This is a genomic window from Hymenobacter terricola (genome assembly GCF_017921975.2).
In the GTDB taxonomy this organism is placed as follows: Bacteria; Bacteroidota; Bacteroidia; order Cytophagales; family Hymenobacteraceae; genus Hymenobacter; species Hymenobacter terricola.
This window is the reverse complement of sequence record NZ_JAGEMO020000004.1, coordinates 218,828-241,968: the sequence shown is the minus strand read 5'-3', so window position 1 is coordinate 241,968 and position 23,141 is coordinate 218,828. Positions and strand designations below refer to the sequence as shown.

13 protein-coding genes are annotated in these 23,141 nt (G+C 62.9%); 3 read left to right on the top strand and 10 right to left on the bottom strand.

Going from position 1 to position 23,141, the window contains the following annotated elements:
- Position 1: 1 nt before the first annotated feature.
- The 8 genes from J4G38_RS06085 to J4G38_RS06050 form a co-directional block, all read right to left on the bottom strand.
- Positions 2-2,131: a hypothetical protein gene (locus J4G38_RS06085; RefSeq protein ID WP_210515989.1), complete on the bottom strand. Its 2,130-nt coding sequence runs from the start codon at positions 2,129-2,131 to the stop codon at positions 2-4.
- Positions 2,132-2,295: 164 nt separating this feature from the next.
- Positions 2,296-3,030, bottom strand: a complete 735-nt coding sequence (locus J4G38_RS06080) for an RraA family protein (RefSeq protein WP_210515991.1) — start codon at positions 3,028-3,030, stop codon at positions 2,296-2,298.
- A gap of 2 nt (positions 3,031-3,032) precedes the next feature.
- Positions 3,033-3,728, bottom strand: coding sequence for an SDR family oxidoreductase (locus J4G38_RS06075; protein ID WP_210515993.1), 696 nt, complete (start codon positions 3,726-3,728; stop codon positions 3,033-3,035).
- On the bottom strand, positions 3,725-5,437 hold the full coding sequence (locus J4G38_RS06070) for a sodium:solute symporter family protein (RefSeq protein ID WP_210515995.1): 1,713 nt from the start codon (positions 5,435-5,437) through the stop codon (positions 3,725-3,727). The genes J4G38_RS06075 and J4G38_RS06070 overlap by 4 nt, the downstream gene beginning before the upstream one ends.
- Positions 5,438-5,595: 158 nt before the next feature.
- A complete protein-coding gene (locus J4G38_RS06065) occupies positions 5,596-7,110 on the bottom strand; it encodes a GH39 family glycosyl hydrolase (RefSeq protein ID WP_226163188.1) in 1,515 nt (504 codons plus the stop codon).
- A 273-nt stretch (positions 7,111-7,383) separates the two neighbouring features.
- Complete coding sequence (locus J4G38_RS06060; RefSeq protein ID WP_210515997.1) at positions 7,384-8,727, bottom strand: TolB-like translocation protein; 1,344 nt, start codon at positions 8,725-8,727, stop codon at positions 7,384-7,386.
- A gap of 142 nt (positions 8,728-8,869) precedes the next feature.
- Positions 8,870-10,312, bottom strand: a complete 1,443-nt coding sequence (locus J4G38_RS06055) for a RagB/SusD family nutrient uptake outer membrane protein (RefSeq protein ID WP_210515999.1) — start codon at positions 10,310-10,312, stop codon at positions 8,870-8,872.
- A 19-nt stretch (positions 10,313-10,331) separates the two neighbouring features.
- On the bottom strand, positions 10,332-13,487 hold the full coding sequence (locus tag J4G38_RS06050; protein ID WP_210516001.1) for a SusC/RagA family TonB-linked outer membrane protein: 3,156 nt from the start codon (positions 13,485-13,487) through the stop codon (positions 10,332-10,334).
- Positions 13,488-13,875: 388 nt separating this feature from the next.
- On the opposite strand from J4G38_RS06050, the gene J4G38_RS06045 reads away from it, so the two are divergent.
- Positions 13,876-14,643, top strand: coding sequence for an SDR family oxidoreductase (locus J4G38_RS06045; protein WP_210516003.1), 768 nt, complete (start codon positions 13,876-13,878; stop codon positions 14,641-14,643).
- Positions 14,644-14,734: 91 nt separating this feature from the next.
- The gene (locus J4G38_RS06040) at positions 14,735-15,469 is read left to right on the top strand and encodes an IclR family transcriptional regulator (RefSeq protein ID WP_210516005.1); all 735 of its coding nucleotides are present in this window, start codon (positions 14,735-14,737) and stop codon (positions 15,467-15,469) included.
- Positions 15,470-15,707: 238 nt separating this feature from the next.
- On the opposite strand, the gene J4G38_RS06035 is transcribed toward J4G38_RS06040, so the two are convergent.
- Positions 15,708-17,987 carry a glucosidase family protein gene (locus J4G38_RS06035; RefSeq protein WP_210516007.1) on the bottom strand — a complete coding sequence of 760 codons (2,280 nt, stop codon included), beginning with the start codon at positions 17,985-17,987 and terminating at the stop codon, positions 15,708-15,710.
- Positions 17,988-18,083: 96 nt separating this feature from the next.
- Positions 18,084-20,432 carry a GH92 family glycosyl hydrolase gene (locus tag J4G38_RS06030; RefSeq protein WP_210516010.1) on the bottom strand — a complete coding sequence of 783 codons (2,349 nt, stop codon included), beginning with the start codon at positions 20,430-20,432 and terminating at the stop codon, positions 18,084-18,086.
- Positions 20,433-20,743: 311 nt separating this feature from the next.
- On the opposite strand from J4G38_RS06030, the gene J4G38_RS06025 reads away from it, so the two are divergent.
- The gene (locus J4G38_RS06025; RefSeq protein ID WP_210516012.1) at positions 20,744-23,029 is read left to right on the top strand and encodes a glycoside hydrolase family 3 C-terminal domain-containing protein; all 2,286 of its coding nucleotides are present in this window, start codon (positions 20,744-20,746) and stop codon (positions 23,027-23,029) included.
- The last annotated feature ends 112 nt before the right edge of the window (positions 23,030-23,141 follow it).

The following is a 23,141-nucleotide window of genomic DNA, read 5'->3' as shown; positions in this document are numbered from 1 at the left end:
TTTATGACATTAGACGCGAGCCGTTGCGGGCGTTCAGGCGGTAGTCGTTTTCCGCGGTTTCCTCCACCAGCCAATGGCCGCTGGCGGTGTGCAAATCCAGCCGCAGGGGCGAGAGCTGGCGCAGCGAAAGAGTGAAGGCCTCTTGGGCATTGCGGATGGTCCACCCGTCGGGGCCACGGTCCAACTGCCAGGTGGCCAGGGGGCTGGCCTCATCCGCCACGATGACGTGGAGCCGGTGAACCAGCTGCGCGGGCACCGCATCCGCGAAGCGAAACAGCAGCCCGCTGCCCGGCCGGCCCTCGCCGAGCTGCGCGGGCTCGGGGTGGTAGGCGTCGTGCAGGTAGGCATACACGGGGCCCTGCGGTGCGGGCGCGGCAGCCTCGCCCCCGGTTTGCCAGAGGCGCAGCCCCACGCCGTGCCGCGTGGCTTGCAGCTGGCCCGGCGCGGTCTGCACCTCGGTTTGGCCGTCCTGGTTGTTCACCAGCCAGTTCCAGACCGGGCGCACGGGCTCGGTGGCCTGAATGCGGTCGAGCACAAACGTGACGTGGGGGCCGCATTGCAGCCAGATGCGGGTGAACTCTTCGATGGGAGCGCCGTAGGCGGCGGCCGCTTCTGAGACCACCAGCGAAACCCCTTCCGCCCGTAGCGCGGCGCGCAGCCGGCCGCCCCGCTCCACGGGTGGCCCTACGTCGCCATCCGCTTTAATGGTGCGTCGGCCCAGCACGTTGCGCTGTTCGAGGAGCTTGATTTTGGCCAGGTCTTCCTGCAGGCCCAGGTTATCCTGCTCGATGAGGAAGGTGCAGGAATTGTGGGTTTGGGTGGCGCTTTCCAGGCCGTGAATCAGGTTGCGGTAGCAGCTGTGGCCGGGGTCAGCCAGCAGGCGTTCCTTTCCGTAGGTCAGCAGGAAGCTGTTCAAATCGCCCTGCAAATGGCCGGGGGCGAAGCAGCCCTGGTTCATGCCGCCCTGGATGGCCAGCACGGATTTGCCATCCCACCGGTCGCGCACGAAGGTGTTGCCGTTGGCGAAAGCGGCCGTCAGGGGCAGGCCCGCGGCCTGCGGGGAGAGGGCCGCCGGTAAGTTCCGGGCCAGCAGGGGCAGCGTCAGAAATCCCCAGTCGTTGACAAAGCCGAAGCTGGCCAAATCGTGCGGCCCCTGCGTGGGGCAGGGCTCGTAATACGCCTGGAACAAGCCCCGCGCCAGCCCGGCCTGCACGGGGTCGTGCAAGCGGGCGGCGACGTGCAGCAGCAGGTCGCCGGAGGGACGGAACAGCGCGGCGGAATCGTTGAAGTTCACGGCCCGCGCCCGTGCTTCCGGTCCCCAGCCGGTTAAGGGCTTGCGGTAGAGCATGCTCTGCGCCATCCAGCCCATGCCGCGCCCGTAGGCGGCCACGTCCAGCGTTGCGGCCTGCGCGGGGTACTTGCGAATCAGGGCTTCGTAGGCCAGCATCAACGCATTGGCCAGGTAGTTGCCGTATTGCAGCGACTCGCCGTAGGAGCCGTCGGGCTGGAAGGCCTGGGCCATGCGGGCCAGGTCGGGCAGCAGCTCGTCGAGCAGGTCTTCTTCGCCCAGCGCGGCGGCGGCCACCACGGCGCCGGAGACCATGATGCCGCGCCAGTTGGCCAGGTGGGTGTTTTGCCGCAGCCAGCGCTGGCAGAGCGTCAGGCCTTTTTCGTGTAAGGCCTGTCGCACTTCCTCCTGCTCGTCTTCGCTTAGCACATCGGGCGCCAAATCCAGCACGGCCGCCACGCCCCAGCACAAATGCGCCGTTTCGAGGTGGCCGGTGAAGGGCTCGGCGTGGCTGCGAAACCACGGGCCCACCCAATCCGAAACCGGGCGGCGGGCAGTGCGCTGCGTTTCGTCGCGCAGCCACCTGGCCAGCGTGGGGGTAGGAGCGAGGGCGTGCTCCATCGCTGCATCCGACAGGTATTCGGCGGCCGGGTACCACCAGCCCAGCCGGCCGCGGCCGGTGCCGGTGGCGTCATCGGCGAGGGCGGGCGCGGCCAGCCGGTCGGCCACGCGCTGCGCCAGGGCCGCGCGGAACTGGCGCAACACCGGGTCGGCGTTGGTCAGGATGGCCTCCTTTTCCGTCTCGGTGAGGAAGATGCGTTGGGTGGCGATGGTGGCCTCCATTGGGTGGGAGTTGTTGGGTTGGTTTTTATCATTTTCCCTGCTTGTCAAACGTCATGCAGAGCGCAGCGAAGCATCTCGCGTGCCATCACTAATTCTTTTCCTCGCGATTGGATTACTACCACACGCGAGATGCTTCGCTCCGCTCTGCATGACGTTCTAAAGCCCTAGAAATACCCGCCGTTTTTCACCACGTCCGTCGGCTTCATGCCGCTTTCCACCATTTTGCGGATATCTTCCTCCTTTTGCAGGATTTTCTCGGCCGCGATGAGCACGTCGTAGGCGATGTTTTGGGGGATGGAAATCACGCCGTCGATGTCGCCGAAAATCCAGTCGCCGGGCTGCACTTTCACCTCGCCCATCAGGATGGGTTTCTGGTAGTGGTACATGCGGAAGCGGCCCAGCATGCCGGTGTTGGCCTTGTACTTATGGAAAACCGGAAAGCCCAATTCCAGAATGGCCGAGGTGTCGCGGATGCCGTTGACCACCGCGCCCCGGCACTTGAGCTTGAGGGCGGCCAGCGACATCACCTCGCCCCACTGCGAAGTCACGGTGTCGCCGGTGCAGTCCCACACCACCACCGAATCGGGGTGCAGGTCTTCCAGCATCTGAGCACGCATCTCGAATTCGCCTTCGGTGGTGATGTCGGGGCCGCCTTTCACGGTGAAGGCCAGGCCGGCTATTTTCATGGTTTCGCGCAGGGGCGCAAACTCCGGCGGCAGGCTGGTAGCGTGCATGTTGTAGTTGAAGCGCAGCACGTCGTTTACCGCGCCAGTATAGAGCGCGAGGTAACGCTCCCGCATCTCGGCCACCGGAATGGGGAAGAGGGCCGTGGGCGCGGGCAGCACGGCGGCGGGCGCGGTGCCGTTGGGGTGGGCTGGGGTGAGGACTTGAGTGCTCATAATTAGCCGGCTAAGAATTTCATGTTGTCAAAATTGATTTCCCGAATCACCACGAACTCCGGCTGGCTCAGCACGAAGGCGATGACGCGGGCCACGTCGTCGGGTTGCAGGAATTTTTCGCGGGCCACCGGCCGGTCGCCCCAGTAGTTGCTGTCGGTGGGGCCGGGGTTCACGTCGGTTACTTTGATGCCGAGCTTCAGCACCTGGTCGGCCAGGCCGCTGCTAAGGCCGCGGGCCCCAAACTTGGAGGCGCAGTAGAGCGGGGCGCCGGGGTTGGTGCGCTGTCCGGCCATCGAAATCACCGATACGATGTGGCCCTTTTGGCGGGGCTTCATCTGGCGCAGGGCCTCGCGGTTGCAGAGGAAAACGCCGCGCACGTTGGTGTTCATCATGCGCTCGTAGGTTTCGAGGTCGGTTTCGGCGAGGTCGGGGGTGGGCAGGCCGAGGCCGGCGTTGTTGATGAGCACATCGACGGGGCCATAGGTGTCCTGGCACAGCTGGAAAGCGGCCTGCACGTCGGCCTCGCTGCCCACGTCGCCGAGGTAGGAGGTAACGCCGGGCAGCTCATCGGCCAGCCGGTTGGTGCGGCTGAAATCGAAGACCTTGGCCCCGGATTCCAGCAGCTGGCGCGCCGTGGCCTTGCCGATGCCCGACGATGCGCCGGTGATGAAAATAACGTTGTTTTCGAGGGGATTCATACAGGCTGATTAGCGTAGTCTTTGGAAAGGGTTTTGGCGGTAGTGACGAGGGAGGCCGGCGGCACGGCCCGCGTCCAGTACCAGAGCAGGGCAGAAAAAAAGAGGCAGACCACGCCCGCCCCGCAGGCGAACTTGCCGCTGGTCTGGCCCAGGGAAGGCCCGCTCATCACGATGAATAATCCGCCCGTGACGGCCAACGCCACGGCATAGAGCCGCGACATCGAGCGCATGAACACGGGGTCTTCCACGGGCTTTTCGGCTTCGGTGAGCGGCGTGGCCAGGCGGCGGAAAAAGGTGGCCACCCGTTCGCGGTACGCCGCATCGGGCGAAGGCACCAGGCCCGAAATCAGGAACACCGCCACGCAGGCCACGATTTCAATAAATGTGGCCAACTCCCACGATACCGACGGGGTAGCATTGAGCACCAGCCCGATGGCCATGCCCACCACCAGCGTGGCCAGCGCGCCCCAGGGCCGGGGCCGTTTCAGCACCACGCCCAGGATGAGCGGCAGCGTCATCGGGATGGCGAAGAGGCCGGTGAAGAGCTTATTAGCCTCGAAAGCGCCGCCGAAACCGCCCACGAACAGGGCGCCCACCGTCACGATGCCGCCCAGGGCCAGGGTCATGAGGCGGCCCACCCACAGCAGCTGCCGGCCGCTGGCCTGGGCGTTGAACACCCGCTCGTAGATGTCGCGGGTGAGCACGCCGGCCGTCACGTTGTACTCGCCGCTGAGCACCGACATGGTGGCCGCGAACATGGCCGCTACCATCAAGCCCATGATGCCCGGCGGCAGCAGCTTGAGGCACACGCTGACGTAGGCCATTTCGGGGTTTTCGAGGTTGGGCAGAATGGCGCGGGCGGCAATCGAGGGAAAGAGAAAGATGACCGGGAACAGGAAGAAAAACGCCGCCGTCAGCAGCCCCTGTTTCTGGCTGGCTTTCTCGTCGCGCACGCTGTAGAAGCGCTGGATGAAGGTCCAGTTGCCGCTGTATTTCACGAGTATCATCAAGTAGTACACGCCGAGGTAGAAGGGCATGCCCTTGGGGCCGTTGAAGGGGTCGAAGTGGTGCGGAATGGTCTGCATCAGGTGGGTCATGCCCCCGGCGGCCTTGATGGTAAGCGGCACCAGGATGAGCGTGGCCACCATCAGGATGATGAATTGCACCACGTCCGTCACCACCACCGCCCACAGGCCGCCGGCAATGGTGTAGAGCGCCACGATGATGCCGCAGCCCAGAATGGCCTGCTCCAGGCTCAGCCCCGCCGCCGTTTTCACAAACAGGCCCAGGGCGTAGAGGCGCACCATGTTATCCAGCACCTTGAAGCCCACGCCGCCCCAGGCAAATACCTGCCGCACCGCCGGGCTGAAGCGCCGCTCCAGCAGCTCCATCGGCGTGAGAATGCCCGCTCGCCGCCAGCGCTTGGCAAAGATGGCCACGCCCACCAGCGCCGGAATCACCGTGCTCCAAATCAGCGTAAGCGCCACAAAACCATCCTTGTAGGCAATGCCCGCGTAGGCCACGAACATGAACGTGCTGAACTTCGTCATGAAGTTGCTGATGGCCCCCGACACCCACGGAATGGCGTTGCCACCCTTGAAATAGTCGCCGATGTTCTGCACGAACTTGCCCAGAAACAGGCCGATACCGGCCATCAGGGCCATGTAGATGGCAATGGCCCAGTAGTCTAGGGTTTGGAGCGTTTGCATAAGCGGGGTGGGAGTTTGGGAAAGGGGTGATGTGCTGGCGGGGGGACCTCACCCCCGGCCCCTCTCCCGTGGAGAGGGGAGCCAGACGCAAGCGCCGAACCGGTTCCCCCTCTCCGCAGGAGAGGGGGGCAGGGGGTGAGGTGAACGGGGAGGGCGTACTACTGCATCTTAACCAGGCTTTTATCCGCAATCAAAATCGGCGAGTCGTACACCGGAATGTTGGTAAACGAGTACGTGCTGCCCACTTTCTTCCACTGCGCGGCCGGAATCTCATACACCCGGCCGCTGATGAGGTCGACGTACACGGGCTGGTCGAAATTGCCGTTGGCGAAGGTGAAAGTCAGGGTGCGGGGCTGGTAGGCGTCGGCCGGAATGTCGTCATCGGCCCAGATGGTGTAGGCCTGCTTTTTGGTGGTGGCGTGGCGGTAGCCGTACACGGCCAGGCTGCGGTCGGTGCCTTTGGTGTAGGCCACCTCGTCGGGGTTTGCAGGCACCGCGGCTGGGTTGTGCGTGCTCCGCACCTGCGGGATGCGCTGGAGCGAGCGGTCGAAAATGGCGGTGATGTTCTGCACCGCGTAGTAGGCCAGCTTGGGGCGAACCACCTGCTTGGTGGAGTCCGATTGGAGCAGCCCTTTGAGGTTGAGCCGGTGAATGGGCCCGCTGGTGTAGGCCATTTCGACGATGCTGAACACGCTCGTTTCGATGTCGTGGCCCAGGTCGCCGAGCATGCGGCGGCTGTCCCACTTGGCCTGGGTCAGCTCGCTCCACTCGTACTCCGACAAGGCCCCGCGCCCCGCGCCGCTGCCCGAGGGCGCGCCGTTTTCGCCCTGCCGCAGGGGCATGTTGGGCGCGTATTTGTGCAGGATTTCGCGCAGCGCCAGCACCTTGGGATAGTGCGAATCGGGGTTGTAGGTGTAGTCGTGGTAGGTGATGTTGTCGAACAGTTTCAGCTTGCCTTTCGTCGCCAATATTTTGAAGAAAGTGTTGGCATATTCCAGGTCGATGTGGCCCAGGGCCAGGCCCGAAACCTTCGCCTCGGGCTGCACGCGCTTGATGATGTCGATGGTCCGAATATTTAGGGCCGCACACTTGTCGGGCGTGTTTTCGAGGTTGTCGCCGAAGTTGGGCTCGTTCCAGATTTCCCAGTCGGTCACTTTGCCTTGGTAGCGCTTCACCAGGGCTTCCACCCACCGGTCCCAGGCGGCCAGCGCCTCGGGCGAGGTGGGCACGCCGGCTCCCAGGTTGGCCCCGCCGCCGCCGGGGTAGAGGTGGTTGCCGTAAGAGATTTGCAGCCAGGGTTTCAGTCCCCGCTTGGTGGCGTCGTCGATGATGTGGTCGAGCCAGGCGAAATCGTACTGGCCCTTGGTTTTTTCGGTTTTGTCCCAGCCGGCCTGCATCCGCAGGCGCTTGATGCCCAGCGGCGCGAGGTACGCTTTGTACTGGTCGTAATCGGCAAAGTCGCGGTCCAGCGTCTCACAGCCCAGCAGCCAGCTCGAAGCCTCGATTTCGGCGGTGCCGCGCGGCTTCACCGTGCCCAGGCGGGGCAGCGTCACCACGAGGTTCGGCTTCACCCGGTCGGGGCCGGCATCGATTTTTTGCGCCCACGCACTCGTGACGCCCCAGCTTTGCGCGGCGGCCATCAGCAAGCACAGGTGGAGCAAGGAGTTTTTCATGGATTGAAAGCTTTCACGAAGCCGCTAATTGCGAACCGCGCGGATAAAACGGCCTGCCAGGTCCGCTTGTCGAAGCACCTCCACCACTTGGTGGACGGCGCGGTTTATGTCCCACCACTCACGTGCGCCGCCGATGAGGGCTGGCCTCATGTGATGCAGCAACCGATATGCTGGTGCGGTAAAGATGCCCCGACAAGCGGACGACAGACAGGTTATTATAGGTTTTGGAAGCGTGCCAGGTAATAGGTTAACCCAGTATCGCTGGTGCGTTGGTCACTGGCTGGTCAGGGCTTTTTTCTTTTTGGCGTCCTTTTCAGCGTCTTTGAGCTTGCCGGCCAAATCGGCCATGTAAACCCCGCGGGTGTTGCCCTCGAAGCCGTTGAAAATGACGTAGCGGCCGGTGCGGTCCCAGGCCGGGTGCGGGTCGATGCGCAGCTCGCCCCCGGCCTTCGACACGTAAATCCTGGCGATGGCTTCCTCCCGGCCCGTTTGCACGTTCATCAGCCGGATGGGTACCGTGCCCTCGGTGTAGCCCAGCTCGCCGGGGTAAGCATCCGTCACCATGAGCGGGCCACTGGCGGGGTTGAGGGATGGATGGCCGGAGCCGGGCGTAAATATGGTTTTCAGGTCGGTGCCGTCGTAGCGGACGGTGATGATTTCCAGGCCCGGCTGCCCGTCCACGTTCAGGTTCATGGAGAGGTGGGTCCCGTCGGGCGTCCAGTTGACGTGGTGGCCGCCCTTGGCCCACTGCGCCGGCGTGATGGCCGTGTGCAGGTCCGAGCCGTCGGGCCGCATCGTAATCACGGCCCGTTCGCGCGGACCGCCGCCCTTGGGCGCCCACTGCACGGTGGTGAGCAGGTGCGTGCCCTGCGGATTCCACTTCACCTGGAAGCAGTAGTATTCGAAGTCGTTCGGGTTGGGAATGGCCAGGCTGGGAACTGTTTTCTCGTAAATGTCATGGATGGTCACGATGCGCTTGCGCACGCCCGTGGCGGTGTTGGTGATGTCGATGCCGTCGGTGGCCACCGGGCCGAAGTTGTGCGGCGTTTGCGCGTCGGGCAGCACCACGCCGTAGCCCACCTGGGCGTAGCGCGACGAAACCAGGTTGTAAGAGGCCAGGTACTTGCCGTCGTTTGAGGCCATGAACACGGTGCCGCCCATCCGGCGCGCCTGGCCCGTACCTGGGTTCAGGCGCACGGCGAAGGCCTGCCAGGTGGTCGTGTCCACGTCGTTGAAGTACAGGTCTGCATCGGTGGCACCCCACTGCACGTTGGCCCCGAGCTGCATTTCCCAGCCCCTGGACTGAGCCACCACGCGCTCCTTGCCCGTCTGCCGGTCCACCAGCAGGACTTCGCCCACTTCGCCCGGCTTGGGCGCACGGGTTTCCTCCGGGAAGCGAAACAGGGCCAGGTAGCGCCCGGAAGGGCTCATCGGTGAGGTGTCGAAGAAGCGATGAATCACCCGACCTGAACTCACCTTGACCACGGGCACCGTTGCGGCCCCAGTGAAGGCGGGAAAGGCCGCCGTTGTGGCTTGCGTTTTGGCCTGCTGCCCCAGCGCGGGGCCGGCCAAAGCCAGCCCCGCCAGAATGAGCCCTTTTACGCGGTTGTTTATCATCAGAAACGGAGAGTTTACCAGTTTGGTGGTCAGCAGTAGCGCGAACTTTCTAGTTCGCGTCCCCGCGCCGTTAAGATTGTAGAATAGGTCGTTCAGGGACGCGAACTACGAAGTTCGTGCTACTGCCGTTTGGACCGATTCGTTAGTAACCAGGATTCTGCGTCAGGTTTTTGTTCAAATCCGTTTCCCGCTGCGGAATGGGGTACAGCATCTTGAACGTCTGGGCGGGCTTGCCCACGGCCGTCATCACCGGTACGAAGCGGTTGGTGCGCACCAGGTCGAACCAGCGTTGGCTTTCGAAGGCCAGCTCCACGCGGCGCTCCTGCTCCAGGGCCAGGCGCATGTCGGTCTGGGTGGCGGCGGTGGTGTTGGCGAGGCGGGCGCGGGTGCGCACTTGGTTGAGGGGGGCGGCGGCGGCGGTCGTCTGGCCCTGCTCGTTGAGGGATTCGGCGTACATCAGCAGCACGTCGGCGTAGCGCAGCACGGGGTAATCCACATCCGATTCGCCCTTGATGATGCCGGTCTGGCGGAACTTGACGGGGTAGGGCTCGGCCACTACCACGCCGCTGGTGTTGGTGTACGACAAGGCGATGGAAGCCGCTTTGCGGGCGTCGCCGATGGGGTAGGCGGCAATGAGGCTGGTGGTGGGGCGGTTCACCCCATCGCCGGGGCCATTGGTGAACCCGAAATCCGGCGAGTTGGCCGCAAAAGGCGTCCACTGCGTGTAGAAGTTGCCGCCCTGCCCAATCTGACCGCCTTTGTACTGCACGGCCAGCATCACTTCGCGGTTGTTGGCAAAGGAGGTGGTCAGCAGGAACGCATCGGCGTAGTTCGGCATCAGGCTGTTCACGTTGGCGTCGACAATCTCCTTGAGCTTGGCGCCGGCCAGCGCGTACTTCTGCTCGGTGAGGTACACTTTGCCGAGCAGCGCTTTGGCGGCCCACTTCGAGGCCCGGCCCTGGTTGGCGGCCGTGATGGTGGCCGGCAGCGTGTTTTCGGCGGCTTGCAGGTCGCTCTCGATGAGGGTGTACACCTCGTTTACCGGCGAGCGGCCGATGCTGGCGGTACCGTACGGGTCGTTGATTTCGGTGGTGAGCAGTTGCACGGGCCCGAACAGCCGCACCAGGTTGAAGTAGAACATGGCCCGCAGGAAGCGGGCTTCGCCTTCGTACTGGCCTTTCAGGGCGGCGTCGAAGCTGACAGCCGGCAGGTGGTCGAGGATGGCGTTGGCCCGCGCAATGCCCTGGTAGTGGCCCAGCCAGGCATCGCGGAAGTAGGTGTTGGCCAGCGAGTAGTTGAGGTCGTCGATTTCATAAGCGGCCACCGACGTGGTGGTGCGCGGCGTGCCGTATTCGGTGTTGTCGGAGGCTACCTCGCCCAGCCAGATGAGCGAGCCCGCGCCGTTGCCGTACAGGCCGGCGTGCTTGAAGGTGGCGTAGGTGCCCACCACGGCCGTGTTGAAGTCGGCGGCCGTGTTGTAGAAATTGGCCGTGGTCCGCTCGGTTTGGGGTACCACCGTGAGAAAATCTTTGCACGAGCTCAGCCCGAGGGTCAGCAGCGCGCAGCTTAGAAGGGTCTTTTTCATGACGAGTTGCGGGTGGGATTTAGAAGGAAACGCTCACGCCGGCCGTGTAAGAGCGGGCAATGGGGTAGGTGCCGAAGTCGGAGCGCGGGGCCAGCAGGTTGTCGCCGGCGGTGCTCACTTCCGGGTCGTAGCCCTGGTATTTGGTGAAGGTGTACAGGTTGGCACCCGTGGCGAAGATGCGGGCACCCTGCAAGCCAATGCGCTGGGCCAGGGCGGCAGGCACGGTGTAAGCCAGGGTCACGGTGCGGATGCGCAGGTACGAGCCGTCGAAGAGGTACTGCGAGCTGTACTGGGCGTTGTTGTTGCGCCCGCCGCGGATGGTGCGCCCGAAACGGCCGTCGCCAGGCTGCGAGGGCGAAATCCAGCGGTTGTCGTACACGTACTGCGTGTTGTTCTGCACCCCGGAATTGTTGAGGGCGAACATGCCGTTGTAGATGTCGTAGCCCACCGAGCCGTTGGTCAGAATATCGAGGCTGAAGGCTTTGTAGGCGAAGGTGTTGTTGAAGCCGAAGAAATACTTGGGCATCGGGTTGCCAATGACTTCGCGGTCGTTGTCGTCGATTTTGCCATTGCCGTCGATGTCCTTCCATTTCACGTCACCGGCGCGGGCCAGCGGCTGGGCACCGTACTCAACGGCTTCCTGGTCGCTCTGAAAAATGCCCAGCTGCCGCCGGCCGTAGAACACGCCAATCGGGTAGCCCCTCATGGTCACGTTGCTGTTGGCGGTCTGGCCGTTGGCCGAGGCAAAAATCTGCTCGGCGTCGGTGCTCATGGCCAGCACCTTGTTGCGGTTGAAGGTGATGTTGGCGTTGGTGGTCCACTTGAAGTCGCCCACGAAGTTGCGGGTGGTGAGGGCCAGCTCCAGGCCCTTGTTCTGCACCTCGCCCAGGTTCACGATGGCATTGGTGAGGCCCGTGGCGCCCGGCACCGAGATGTTGAACAGCATGTTGGTGTTGCGCTTGTCGTACACATCGGCCGTGAAAGTGAGGCGGCTGTCCAGCACCGCCAGGTCCAGGCCCAGGTCCAGCTGCTTCATCGATTCCCAGCCCAGAGTGGGGTTGGCAAACGAGCTGCGCCCCAGGCCCGGCGTGAGGGCATCGCCCACGATGTAGTTGTTGTTGCCCAGCTGCCCGATGGCCCGGTAGTTGCCGATGGCGTTGTTGCCGGTCAGGCCGTAGCTGGCGCGCAGCTTCAGGTCGTTCACGACGCGCAGGCTCTTCATAAACGCCTCGTCCGACACGCGCCAGCCCACCGACGCCGACGGGAAGGTGCCCCATTTATTGTTATCGCCAAACCGCGATGAGCCGTCGCGCCGGATGGTGCCCGTGAGCAGGTACTTCTCGTGGAACACGTAGTTGGCCCGGGCCAGCAGCGACAGGATGGTGTAGTCCTGGTAGCTTTCGGCGGGGCTGTTGCCCCCTTGGTTGGCCCCGCCGACGACGGTGCCGCCGTTGATGTTCGGCACCAGGTCATCGGGGAAATTGTTGGCCGTGACGGCCAGGGCGTCGCTGGTTTCGCGCTGGGCCGTGAAGCCGCCCACGAAGTTGATGGCGTGCTGCCCCAGTACCTTCTGGTAGCTCAGCGTGTTTTCGTTCAGCCAGTTGATGCTTTCCCCGCGCCGCGCCACGGCCAGGGCCGGGCCCGTAGCCGCCGAGGTGCTCAGCGTTGACGGTGTCCATATTTGGCTGCGGAAGAAGTTGAGGTCAGCCCCAAACGTGGTCCGGAACTTCAGGTCCGGCAGAATGGCGTATTCGGCGTAGGTGTTGCCCAGCAGGCGGAACTGCGTCGAGGGGTTCTTATACTCGTTGGCGATTTTGACCGCGTTCTGCACCGAAACGGACTGCGCTTCGGGCGAAGGAACCGTGCTGCCGTACGAGCCGTCGGCGTTGTACACCGGCACGTTCGGTGGCTGCGCCAGCGCCGCCTGAATGACGCCAAACGAGCCGTAGTGGCCCGCAAAGGGCAGGTCGTCCTGGCTGGTGTAGCTCGGCAGCAGGCTGATGCCCACGCTCAGGCGCTTCGTGGCTTTGGCGTCTACGTTGGCCCGGAAGCTGTAGCGCTTCAGGCCCGTGTTGAGCAGGATGCCCTGCTGGTCAAAATAGCCCGCCGATACGGCGTAGCGCACGTTGTCGCTGCCGCCCGAGGCCGAAACCTGGTAGCTCTGAATCCGGGCCTTGCGGAAAATGGCGTCCTGCCAGTCGGTGCCCACGCCCAGGGAGGAGGGGTCGAGCAGCGCCGTCGGAATGCGGTAGTTGGTGGGCCGCACGCTGTTGGGGTCCGTGATGCGGGGCGTGAAGGTGGGCGTAGTCGGCGTGTTGTCGAGGTAGCCGTTGTTACGGCCGTCGATGGTGAACTGCGCAAACTCCTGCGCGTTCATCATCTCAATCTTTTTGGCGATTTCCTGATAGCCCGCGTAGGCGTCGAGCTGAATATGAGACTGGTTGGCCTTGCCGTGCTTGGTGGTCACGATGATGACGCCATTGGAGCCGCGCGAGCCGTAGATGGCCGTCGCCGAGGCATCCTTTAGCACGTCAATGCTTTCGATGTCGTTGGGGTTGATGGTATTGAGCGGGTTGCCCACGCCAGCGCCCGACACCGGGAAGCCGTCGATAACAAACAGCGGCTCGTTGCCGCCCGAGATGGAGCCCACGCCCCGAATCAGAATGTTGGTGTTGCCGCCCGGCGCCCCCGAGGAACTGGAAATCTGCAGGCCGGCCACCTGCCCCTGCAACGCCTGGTCGAGGCCCGAAACCGGCACCTTGGCCACGTCCTGGCCCGATACGGTGGCGATGGCACCCGTGAGGTCTTTTTTCTGCTGGGTGCCGTAGCCTACCACGACCACCTCCTTCAGCGCCTGCTCGTCGCCTTCCATGCTCACGTTGATTTGCGAGCGGCCACTCACGGGCACTTCCTGGCTCTTATAGCCGATGTAGGACAGCACCAGGGTGGGGTTGTCGGTGGTCACCGTCAGGGTGAAGGTACCATCAGCTCCGGTGGAGGTGCCGTTGGTGGTGTTTTTTACCAGCACCGTTACCCCAGGCAAGGGCTGGTTTTTGGCATCTGCCACGGTGCCCGACACCGTCTGCTTGGTTTGGGCCCAGGCGGGCGCAAAGGGGAAAAGTAAACTTAGGACAAGTAAGCCAACTTTCCAGATTCTGGTAAAGGAGCTGTTCATTGGGCGGGATTTTAGTTTGACATTATGGAATTGTCATTCGACATTACAATAGTAATGAATATTTTTTATCTGGCAATCATTTTTCAGCCAGTAGAAATTACCCGGTTTTATTATTCAACAATGTGCCGGTTTTTGGCTGCCGGAGAGTCTGCGGTCCGAGGCATTTCAGTGTAGTGTAGCCTGCCCGAAAATAGCTTTTCCAGTAAACAGAAGCCGTTTCTTAGCAAATTAACACCTATCGTAGCGAGCTATAGGTTAGCACTCACTCACTACCTAAAAAAAATCAGGTCTTTTCCACTTCAAAATCAATTTCCGCGTGCCTTGATAAATTTTTGTTTTCAACCATATTGTTCTAATATTGTCTAAAATTCAACATTGATACAGTATTATGAGTAACTCCCCTTTCGACCTGACCGGTAAAACCGCCCTGGTTACCGGCTGCAAGCGCGGCATTGGCCGGGCCATGGCCGTGGCGCTGGCCGAAGCCGGTGCCGACATCATTGGCGTATCGGCCTCGCTGGAGCTTTCGGGCAGCGACGTGGAACGCGATGTGCAAGCCACCGGCCGCGCCTTCCGGGCCTATCAGTGCGACCTGAGCAAGCGAACAGCGATATATGATTTCCTGGCCCAACTCAAGCAGGACGCGCCCGTCATCGACATTCTGGTGAACAACGCCGGCACCATTCTGCGCAAGCCCGCCGCCGAACACCCCGACGAATACTGGGACGAAGTGCTCGACACCAACCTCACGGCGCCCTTCATTCTGGCGCGGGAGCTGGGCAAAGGCATGATTGAGCGCGGCCACGGCAAGGTCATTTTCACGGCCTCGCTGCTCACGTTTCAGGGCGGCATCACGGTGCCGGGCTACGCGGCCAGCAAAGGGGCCATCGGCAGCCTGGTGAAGGCCCTGGCCAATGAATGGGCCGGCAAAGGCGTGAATGTGAACGCCATTGCGCCGGGCTACATCGCCACCGACAACACCGCCGCCCTGCGCCAGGACGCCGACCGCAGCAGCAGCATTCTGGCGCGCATTCCGGCCGGCCGCTGGGGCGAGCCCGACGATTTTAAAGGGATTACCGTTTTCTTAGCGTCGGAAGCGTCCAGCTATGTGCACGGCACCATCATCACCGTCGACGGCGGCTGGATGGGACGGTAATTTAATGAGGAATGAGGAATGAAGAATTGCTCCGGCGGTTTCCTCAGCATCAATTCCTCACTCTTCATTCTTCATTCCTCATTAAAACACGATGGTTTTAGTCGTTATCAAAGCGCTGGATATCCTGGAGTTCGTGGCCCGCGACACCAATCGCACGTACTCGCTCACGGAAATCGCGGCCGGCCTGAACATGAACCAGGCCACCTGCGTGAACATCCTCCAAACCCTGGTGGAGAAAAGCTACCTGGAGCACATGGGCCGCAAAAAAGGCTACCGCCTCGGTCCCAAGGCCTACGACCTCACCAACAACCAGGCCTACAGCCTCAACCTGATAACGGCGGCCCGCGACGTGATGGAAAACCTCACCCGCAGCCTCAACGAAACCTGCCTGCTGGGTGTAATACGCAACCAGAAGCGCTTCACCGTGCACATCGTGCACGGTGACCAGGACCTCCAGGTGCGCAGCCCTACCGAGCGCAGCGTGTATGAAACGGCCTCGGGCCGGGTGATGCTGGCCTATATGACCGAAAAGGAGCTGGCCGCCTTCGTGGCCTCCGTGGGCCTGCCGGCCGCCGAAACCTGGCCGGGCACCGAAACGCCTGAAGGCCTGGCCGCCACCCTGGCCCAGATTCGGGCCGATGAGCTGCTGGTGACGCTCTCGCCCAGCCATATTGTGGGCCTGGCCGTGCCCATCTGGCAGCAAACTACCGTAGTGGCCAGCCTGAGTGTGTTTTTGCCCCAAAGCCGCTGCACGGCCCCCCGCAAGAAGGAAATCATTCAGGCCCTGCGCCAGGCCTCCCGGCAGATAAACCAGCAGCTGGGGTGAGAAGCCTGTGAGGCGGCGCGAAGTCGAGGCTGATGTAATTGGCCGTTCAACGAGGCGCCTCACCCCCCGGCCCCTCTCCGAAAAGGAGAGGGGGAGACGGACGACTTCAGTACCCAAATCCGTCAGCAGCAAAACCGGTGTTCCCTCTCCTTTTCGGAGGGGGGCAGGGGGGGAGGCGACCGTTAGAACGGCCGTGCACAGCAACTTGCATACCCAATTTAACCCTTCCCCGCCGCCCCTATTTCTCCCGCAGCTTGAAGTAGCAGAACAGCGGCCAGGTGTGCGGGTGTGAGCAGTAGCCCTGGAACGCCCGGCGCAAATCGGGTTCCCAGAAGGCGTACAGGCCCTCGCGGGTGGAGAGGGTGGAGTTGAGGTCGTCCGGGGCCGTCCATTGGCCCACCCAGTAGTTGGGGTAATTCCGGGCGTGGGTATCGAAGGAAAATTGCTTGAGCAGCGCCCAGGCTTCCGGCTTGTCGAAGGTGGCTACGCCCAGGAGCACGGGGTATTCCAGCGAAAACCAGATGCCGCCATCCTCGCCTTCGGGCTTGCCTTTCCAAAGGGGGGTTTCGCGGGTGCGCATGCCGGTTTTTTCGGGTGCCAGGAGCTTGCTTTTGATGTAGGCGTACATCTCCTTTTTACGCGCATTCGACAGGTTTGGCATTTGCAGCACGTAGCCCTGGGGCTCGATACATACCTTGTCGAGGCCAAACCGGACATCGTAGTTGAGGTAGGCCCGGGCCGCAAATTTGCGGTCGCCCAAGTCCTTCATAAACACCTGCTCGATGGTGCTGCGGTAGCTTTCCAGGGCGGTGATGAGCCCGGCGGCCTGGGGGGTGCCGGACTTCTGCAGCGCGTCCATCAGCTTCGGGAAAATGGCCAGCACCATGGCCGAATTCAGCTGCGACTCGGCCGACCAGGAGTAGCGGTTGGGCGAATATTCGTGGAAGAAACTGTCGCTCCAGTCGGAATTCAGCATTTTGACCAGGCCAATCTGGCCCGTGCCGATTTCATCGCGCAGGTAGATAAAATACTTCTTCACGACGTTCAACAGGGTGTCGCGCTTGCCGTCTTCGGCCGGATAATACACAACTTTTTCGGTCAGGAATTTATAGTCTTTGGTGATGAGCAGGTACTCGGCCAGGGTGTTGAAAAAGTAGAGCTGCTCGTCGCTTTCCTTGTACAGCGACGGCGGCGAGTAGCCAAAGCCCGCGTCGCCGCGCTTGATTTCGCCATCCACTTCGGAGTGCATGATGACGTAGCGAATCGTCGATTTGGCCAGCTCGGGGTTGGTGTAGCAGGCGGGGAGGGCAGCCTGCAAATGGTCGCGGTTCGAAATATTATCCCCGAAATGGTAGCAGTACACCGTGCCCTGCGGGATGAAGGTTTCCTTGTAGTAGTCGCTGTAGGTGGCCGAGGCTTCCACCATGTGGGCATTCCAAAGCATTTCGCGGCGCAGCACTTCGTCTTTTTCGGCCGCGAGGTCGGGCAGCCGGGCTTTCCATTGCCGGGCAAAGAGGCCCTCGGTCGGGTTATTCAGCTCCGCGCCTGCGAATAAGGCGTCGACCTGCTGTTGCACGTCGGCAAAATTCCGGTGGTCGGCCAGCCCGGTGACGAGGTGAAAGGTCCTGGTTTCGCCGCGTTTCAGGGTGGTGCTGATTGAGGTGGCCAGGGTGTCGTGGTTGGCGCTCACGACGGATTCAATCTGCTTGCCGGCAATAGGTTGGGCGTGCATGAACACGGCCGGCGGGCTCACGTCGTAGCTGTACCGGGCCTCCTTGCCGGGAATGGCCAGCAACGTGTTGGGGGCGTAGCTCACCTCGGCCAGCGCCAGTTGCCGGCGGGCATCAACGGCGACGGTGGAGCGGTAAAGCAGCGGGCGCTTTTGCTGGTCGGTAAACTGGGTGCTGTTCAACACGTAGTTCACCAGCATGCGCTCGGAATACCCGATTTTCCGGGTTTTTGAACCGGTATTTTTCAGGATGACGGTCACGACAAACGCCGGATTGCCGGTATTGATTTTCGGCGAAGGCTTGACCGAAATAATTCGCGTGCAGCTGATTGCGCCGTTCAGCTGGTAATGGTAGCGGGCGAAGCCGACGCCGAAATGCTTCCGGGTAATGCCGGGGTCGGCGGCAATGGAGTGCACGCCGGTCAGGGTCGTGGTCTGGCCATCGACGCGCAGGCGGGCATCGTTCCAGCCGTAGTTGGGCTGCGCCCCGCCGTTGATGCGGGCCCAGGCCCGTTCGCCGGTCAGGAACTGGTAAATGCCGCTGGCGTGCGTGAACAGGGTCATCCGGTAGTTGCCGAGCAGGAAATACGGGTCGTCGGGCAGCATGGCATCTTTGCCTTCCTTATCAACGGCCCGGGCTGGCAGCTGCCCGGTGTATTGGTAAACGGGTAGTCCGGCGGCCGACCACGACCAACGGCCAGCGCCTTGCGCCGTTGCGAGCTGCCAGTGCCCAAGCAGGGCAATAAGGAGAATAAACCGGGCCATTATGCAGGCTTTCTTGTGTGGCATTATTGATAAAAATATAATAATTAGGTAGTTAGTACATTTTCTTAGCCGCAAAGCGGCGACACTCCGCGCACATGTCAAGTACCGCCGCTTTGCGGCTCAAAACCAGACGGCAAAAAACAGACTACCAACGTGTCGCCGCTTTTCGGCTAAAAAACGGCGTAAGTCCTGAAAGACAGCCTTGTCCGCTTGCGGGCGCGCCGAAAGAGACGGTGGGGGCAGGCTATTGCCCCAGCCGGAAGGCTGCGGGCTCATGCCCAGCGTCAGGGTTGCGCCGTTGGCGATGTCCCGGTGCCGAAACCAGGCCTGGTTCCAGGTCCAGCCGTCGAGGGTGGCGCTGCCAACGTACTGGGCCGTGGCCGAGCTGGCGGGCGCCTTGATGACCACCAGTTTGCCGTTGCCCAGCCGGATGGTGGCCTTGGTGAACGTGGGGCTGCCGAGGTAGTAAAAATCCTGGCCGGCGTTGGGGTAGAGGCCCAGCATGGCCCACACCAGCCAGGCCGAGGTGGTGCCACTGTCGTCGTTGCCGGGCAGGCCGTCGGCCCGGGCCGAGAAGTTAGCCAGCGCCTTGCGGGCGTAGAACTGGGTTTTGTCGGGGCGGCCGGCGTGGGTGAAGAGGTAGGTTTCCAGCATGCACGGCTCGTTAAACGCTTGGTAGTAGTGCTCAACCGCGACGCTTAGCTTGTCGACGAAGGCGGGGGGGCCGCCCACCAGGTTTATCAGCCCCTGGGCGTCGTGGGGCACGTACCAGCTCCAGGTCCAGGCGTGGCCTTCGTAGTACCGGCGGCCGCCGGGGTGCTCTTCGTGGGCGGCGGGGTCGAAGGGCGTCACCCAGCTGCCGTCGCGGTTGCGGCCGCGCATGAAGCCCGTTTGCGCATCCCAGGCGTTGCGGTACCAGAGCTGCCGCGCCTCCAGGTCGGCCACCTCGGCCGCCGTGCCATAGGTGCGGGCCAGGGCCAGCACCAGCACGCAGGCATCGTCGTACACGTATTCGAGGGTGCGTGACACGCTCTGGGGCTTGTAGGCGGCGATGTCGGTGGGCAGGTAGTGGTAGCGGCGGTAGGCCGCGAGGCGGTACCGGCCCATGTGCGGGCGGGCCTGCTCGGCGGTGTCCTGGTCCACGAAGGCGTTTTTGCGAATGGCCGCGTAGGCCCGCTTCCAGTCGATGCCGGGCAGCTTTTTTGCGTAGGCGTCGGCAATCACCACGTCGGCATTCGAGCCGTTCTGCACGTGCTCGTAGGTCCAGGCGCTGTGGGCGTCGCCGGTCCAGCCGTCGTGCTGGTAGTAGGCCAGCAGCGTGTTCACGACGTTGGCCTGCACCTGGGGCTGGATGAGCGTGAGCAGCGGGTTCACGGTGCGGAAGGTGTCCCAGAGGCAGAGGATGTTTTCGAAATACGGGCCGTCGCCGTAGCGTTCGGGGGCTTCGCCGGTCCAGTCGTTGGGCGTGAGGTGCACCCGGTACAGGGCCGTGTAGAATTGCCGGCGCTGGTCGGCGCTCCCGCCCTCCACCTGAATGTTGTCGAGCACCGTGCGCCACGCGGCCCGCGCCCCCTGGTGGGCGGGCTCAAAATCGAACGCCAACACTTCGGCAAAGTAGCCCCGTGCCTGCGCGACGCTGCGAAACGACACCGCCACCTGGGCGTTGATGACCTGCCCGGCGCGGGTCCGGAAGTTGAGGCAGGCCCCGATTTCGCGGCCCGTCCCGGCGGCCACGTCCTCGGCGAGGGTGCCCTGGTCGTTCCAGGTGCCAAACGAGGCCGGCGGGGTGTCGAAGCGGGCGGCAAAATACACTTTCCAGGTCCGCATGAGGCGCAGCGGACGCTCGTCGCGGGCCCCCTGAAACAGCATGTAGCCCGATACCTCGCGGGCCGCCGCGTCCACGTGCACCTCGCCGCCAATCGGTTGGGCCGAATTCCAGTCGGCCCCCGTGCCGTAGAGGCAGGCCCCCACGTCCACCACGATGTGGGCCTGCTCGTGGGCCGGAAACGTGTAGCGGTGCAGGGCCACGTGGCGCGTAGCCGTCAGCTCGGCCCGGGTGTTCCAGGGGGCCAGCGTGACGCCGTAGTAGCCGGGCGAAGCCGTTTCGGCCGACTTGCCCGCCGCTGCCAAATGGGCGGGGGCGGCGAGCGGCCCCGTCAGCGGCAGCAGCGACACCTCGCCGTAGAGCGGCCCGCCCATGCCCGAAAGATGCTGCTGCGAAAACCCCGTGATGGCGCGGTTCAGCTTGTAGCCGGCCGCGCCGCTGCCGGGGCCGGTATCGGGGCTGGCCTGGATAAACCCAAACGGGACCGTCGCCCCCGGATAGACGTTGCCCTCCCCCAGCGTCCCGATGAACGGGTCCACGCAGTCAATTGGGGCAAGCGAAGCCGGGCCCGAAGCCACTTGGCCGCGGGCGGGACCAACCGCGCCGAGCAACAGGAGCAAGCCTAGGAATAAGGAATGATGCATAGCAGGCAGGCGGAAGAAAAAAATGATTTGCGCAAGCGGTTTGGGTGAGATACACGGCTACAGTGCGGCAGGGGACAGAAACAGGGGGGTGAAACCCGGCTCGTCATGGCCGGGCAGCCGGCGCTTTGTGGCCGGTGCCGACGTAGCCTTAACTGACCTGAGCCAAAAGTATGAGTTAAATATTCATTATCAATAGCGAATAACAATTCACCATAAATACAGTATGTTTGCCATGTGATTAATCGACCGCGGCCCCTTATCCGGTGCGGCCGTTGGCCGAACACTACCTGTCCTCCTCTCCCTTGTGCTTTATGTTCAAGCAATTCCCACCCATTGCCGCCCTGCTGGGCACCGCTTTGTGCTGCGCCGTGGCCGGCTGTAGCTCGCCCCAAACCCACGAGGCTCCGGAGGCCGCCGTGGCCCCGCCAGCGGCCCAACCGGCGCCCCTGCTGGCCCACGAGGCCGAAGTCGGCAAGTTGCTCAAGCAGCTCACGCTGGAGGAAAAAATCCACATGATTCACGCCAACTCGGCTTTCGCGGCCGGCGGCGTGCCGCGCCTGGGCATCCCCGAGCTGCTGATGTCGGACGGCCCGCACGGCGTGCGCCCCGAGCAGGGGCGCGACTGGAAGCCCGTCGACCTGCCGGCCAACGCCGGCACCTACCTGCCTACTAACAACACCCTGGCCTCGACCTGGAACCGCAAGCTGGGCTACGCCTACGGCACCGTGCTGGGCCAGGAAGCCAACTTCCGGGGCAAAGACGTGATTCTTGGGCCCGGCATCAACATCGTGCGCGCCCCGCTGAACGGGCGCAACTTCGAGTACCTGAGCGAAGACCCGTACCTCGTGTCGCAGCTGGTAGTGGGCTATATCCGGGGCGTGCAGGACCAGGGCGTGTCGGCCTGCGTGAAGCATTTTGCGGTGAACAACCAGGAAACGCAGCGCAGCAAAATCGACGTGAACGTGAGCGAGCGGGCTCTGCGCGAAATCTATCTGCCCGGTTTTAAGGCGGCGGTACAGCAGGGCGGCGTGTATTCGCTGATGGGCGCTTATAACAAGTTTAGGGGCCAGTACGCCACCGAAAACGCCTATCTGATGAACACCATTCTGAAAGAGGAATGGGGATTCAAAGGCTTGGTGATGAGCGACTGGGGCTCCAGCCACAACACGATGGATGCCCTGCGCAACGGCACCGACCTGGAAATGGGCACCGACCTGGTTTTGAAAAACAACAGCCTCGACCAGAGCGCCACCGCCAGTACGGCCCCGGCCGCGCCGGCTCCGACCAAAAACATCTACGACCGGTTCTACCTGGCCGATGCCGCGCTAGAGGCCGTGCAAAAGGACCCCAAGCTGGTGCCCCTGCTCGACGACAAGGTGCGTCGCATTCTGCGGCTGATGTACGCTACGCACATGCTGGGCGATGCCAAGCGGCAGCCGGGCAGCCACAACACCAAAGCGCATCAGGCCACGGCGTTGAAGGTGGCCGAGGAGGGCATCGTGCTCCTGAAAAACGACGGGATTCTGCCCCTGAAAAAATCAGTGAAACGCATTGCCGTGATTGGGGCCAACGCGACTCGTGAGAATGCCGGCGGCGGCGGCAGCGCCCAGCTGAAAGCGAAATACGAAATCACGCCCCTGCAAGGGCTGAAAAACGAGCTGGGCGGCGCGGCAACCATCACCTACGCTCCCGGCTACAAAATTGCCCGCGGCCAAAAGGCCGACCCGGCGCTGATTGCCGAAGCCGTGGCCGCCGCCAAAGCGGCTGACGTCGTGATTTACGTGGGCGGCTCCTTCCACGGCTACGACTACACCAAGTGGACCGACAACGCCTACGACGCCGAGGACACCGATAAGCCCGACCTGAACCTGCCGTTCGGGCAGGATGAGCTGGTGCGGGCCGTGCAGGCCGCCAACCCCAATACCGTGGTGGTGCTGCTCGGCGGCGGGCCGATGGACGTTTCGGCCTGGGTGGGCCAGACCCGCGCCCTTGTGGAAGCCTGGTACCCCGGCATGGAAGGCGGCAACGCGCTGGCTCACATTCTATTCGGCGACGTGAACCCCTCCGGCAAGCTGCCCTTCACGTTCCCGGTGAAGCTCCAGGACTCGCCGGCCATGAAGCTGGGCGAATACCCGAGCACCCCCGGCAACCCGCTCAAACAGACTTATAAGGATGATATCTGGGTGGGCTACCGCTACTTCGACACCTACAACGTGGCCCCGCAATTCGCCTTCGGCCACGGCCTGAGCTACACCACTTTCAAGTATGATAAGCTGACCGTGACGCCCGGCCCGCAGCGCGCCACCGTGCTGCTCACCGTGACCAACGGCGGCAAAATGGCTGGTGCCGAAGTGGTGCAACTGTATGTCCACGACGAGCAGGCCGCCGTGAAGCGCCCCGAAAAGGAGCTCAAAGGCTTCGAAAAGGTCTTTTTGCGGCCCGGCGAAACCAAGACCCTGACCCTGACGCTGGACCGCGAGGCTTTTCAATACTACGACGAGGTGAAGAAGGGCTGGGTGCTGGAGCCCGGCAAGTTTGACGTGCTGCTGGGCAGCTCCTCGCGCGACATTCGCCTGAAAGGCAGCGTGACGCTGTAGGGCCGCGAAACCGTCATGCCGAGCGTAGCCGAGGCATATCGTGTGCGGTAGTGACTCAATCGTTACAACGATGCGAGCAAGATGCCACGGCTGCGCTCGGCATGACGGCCTG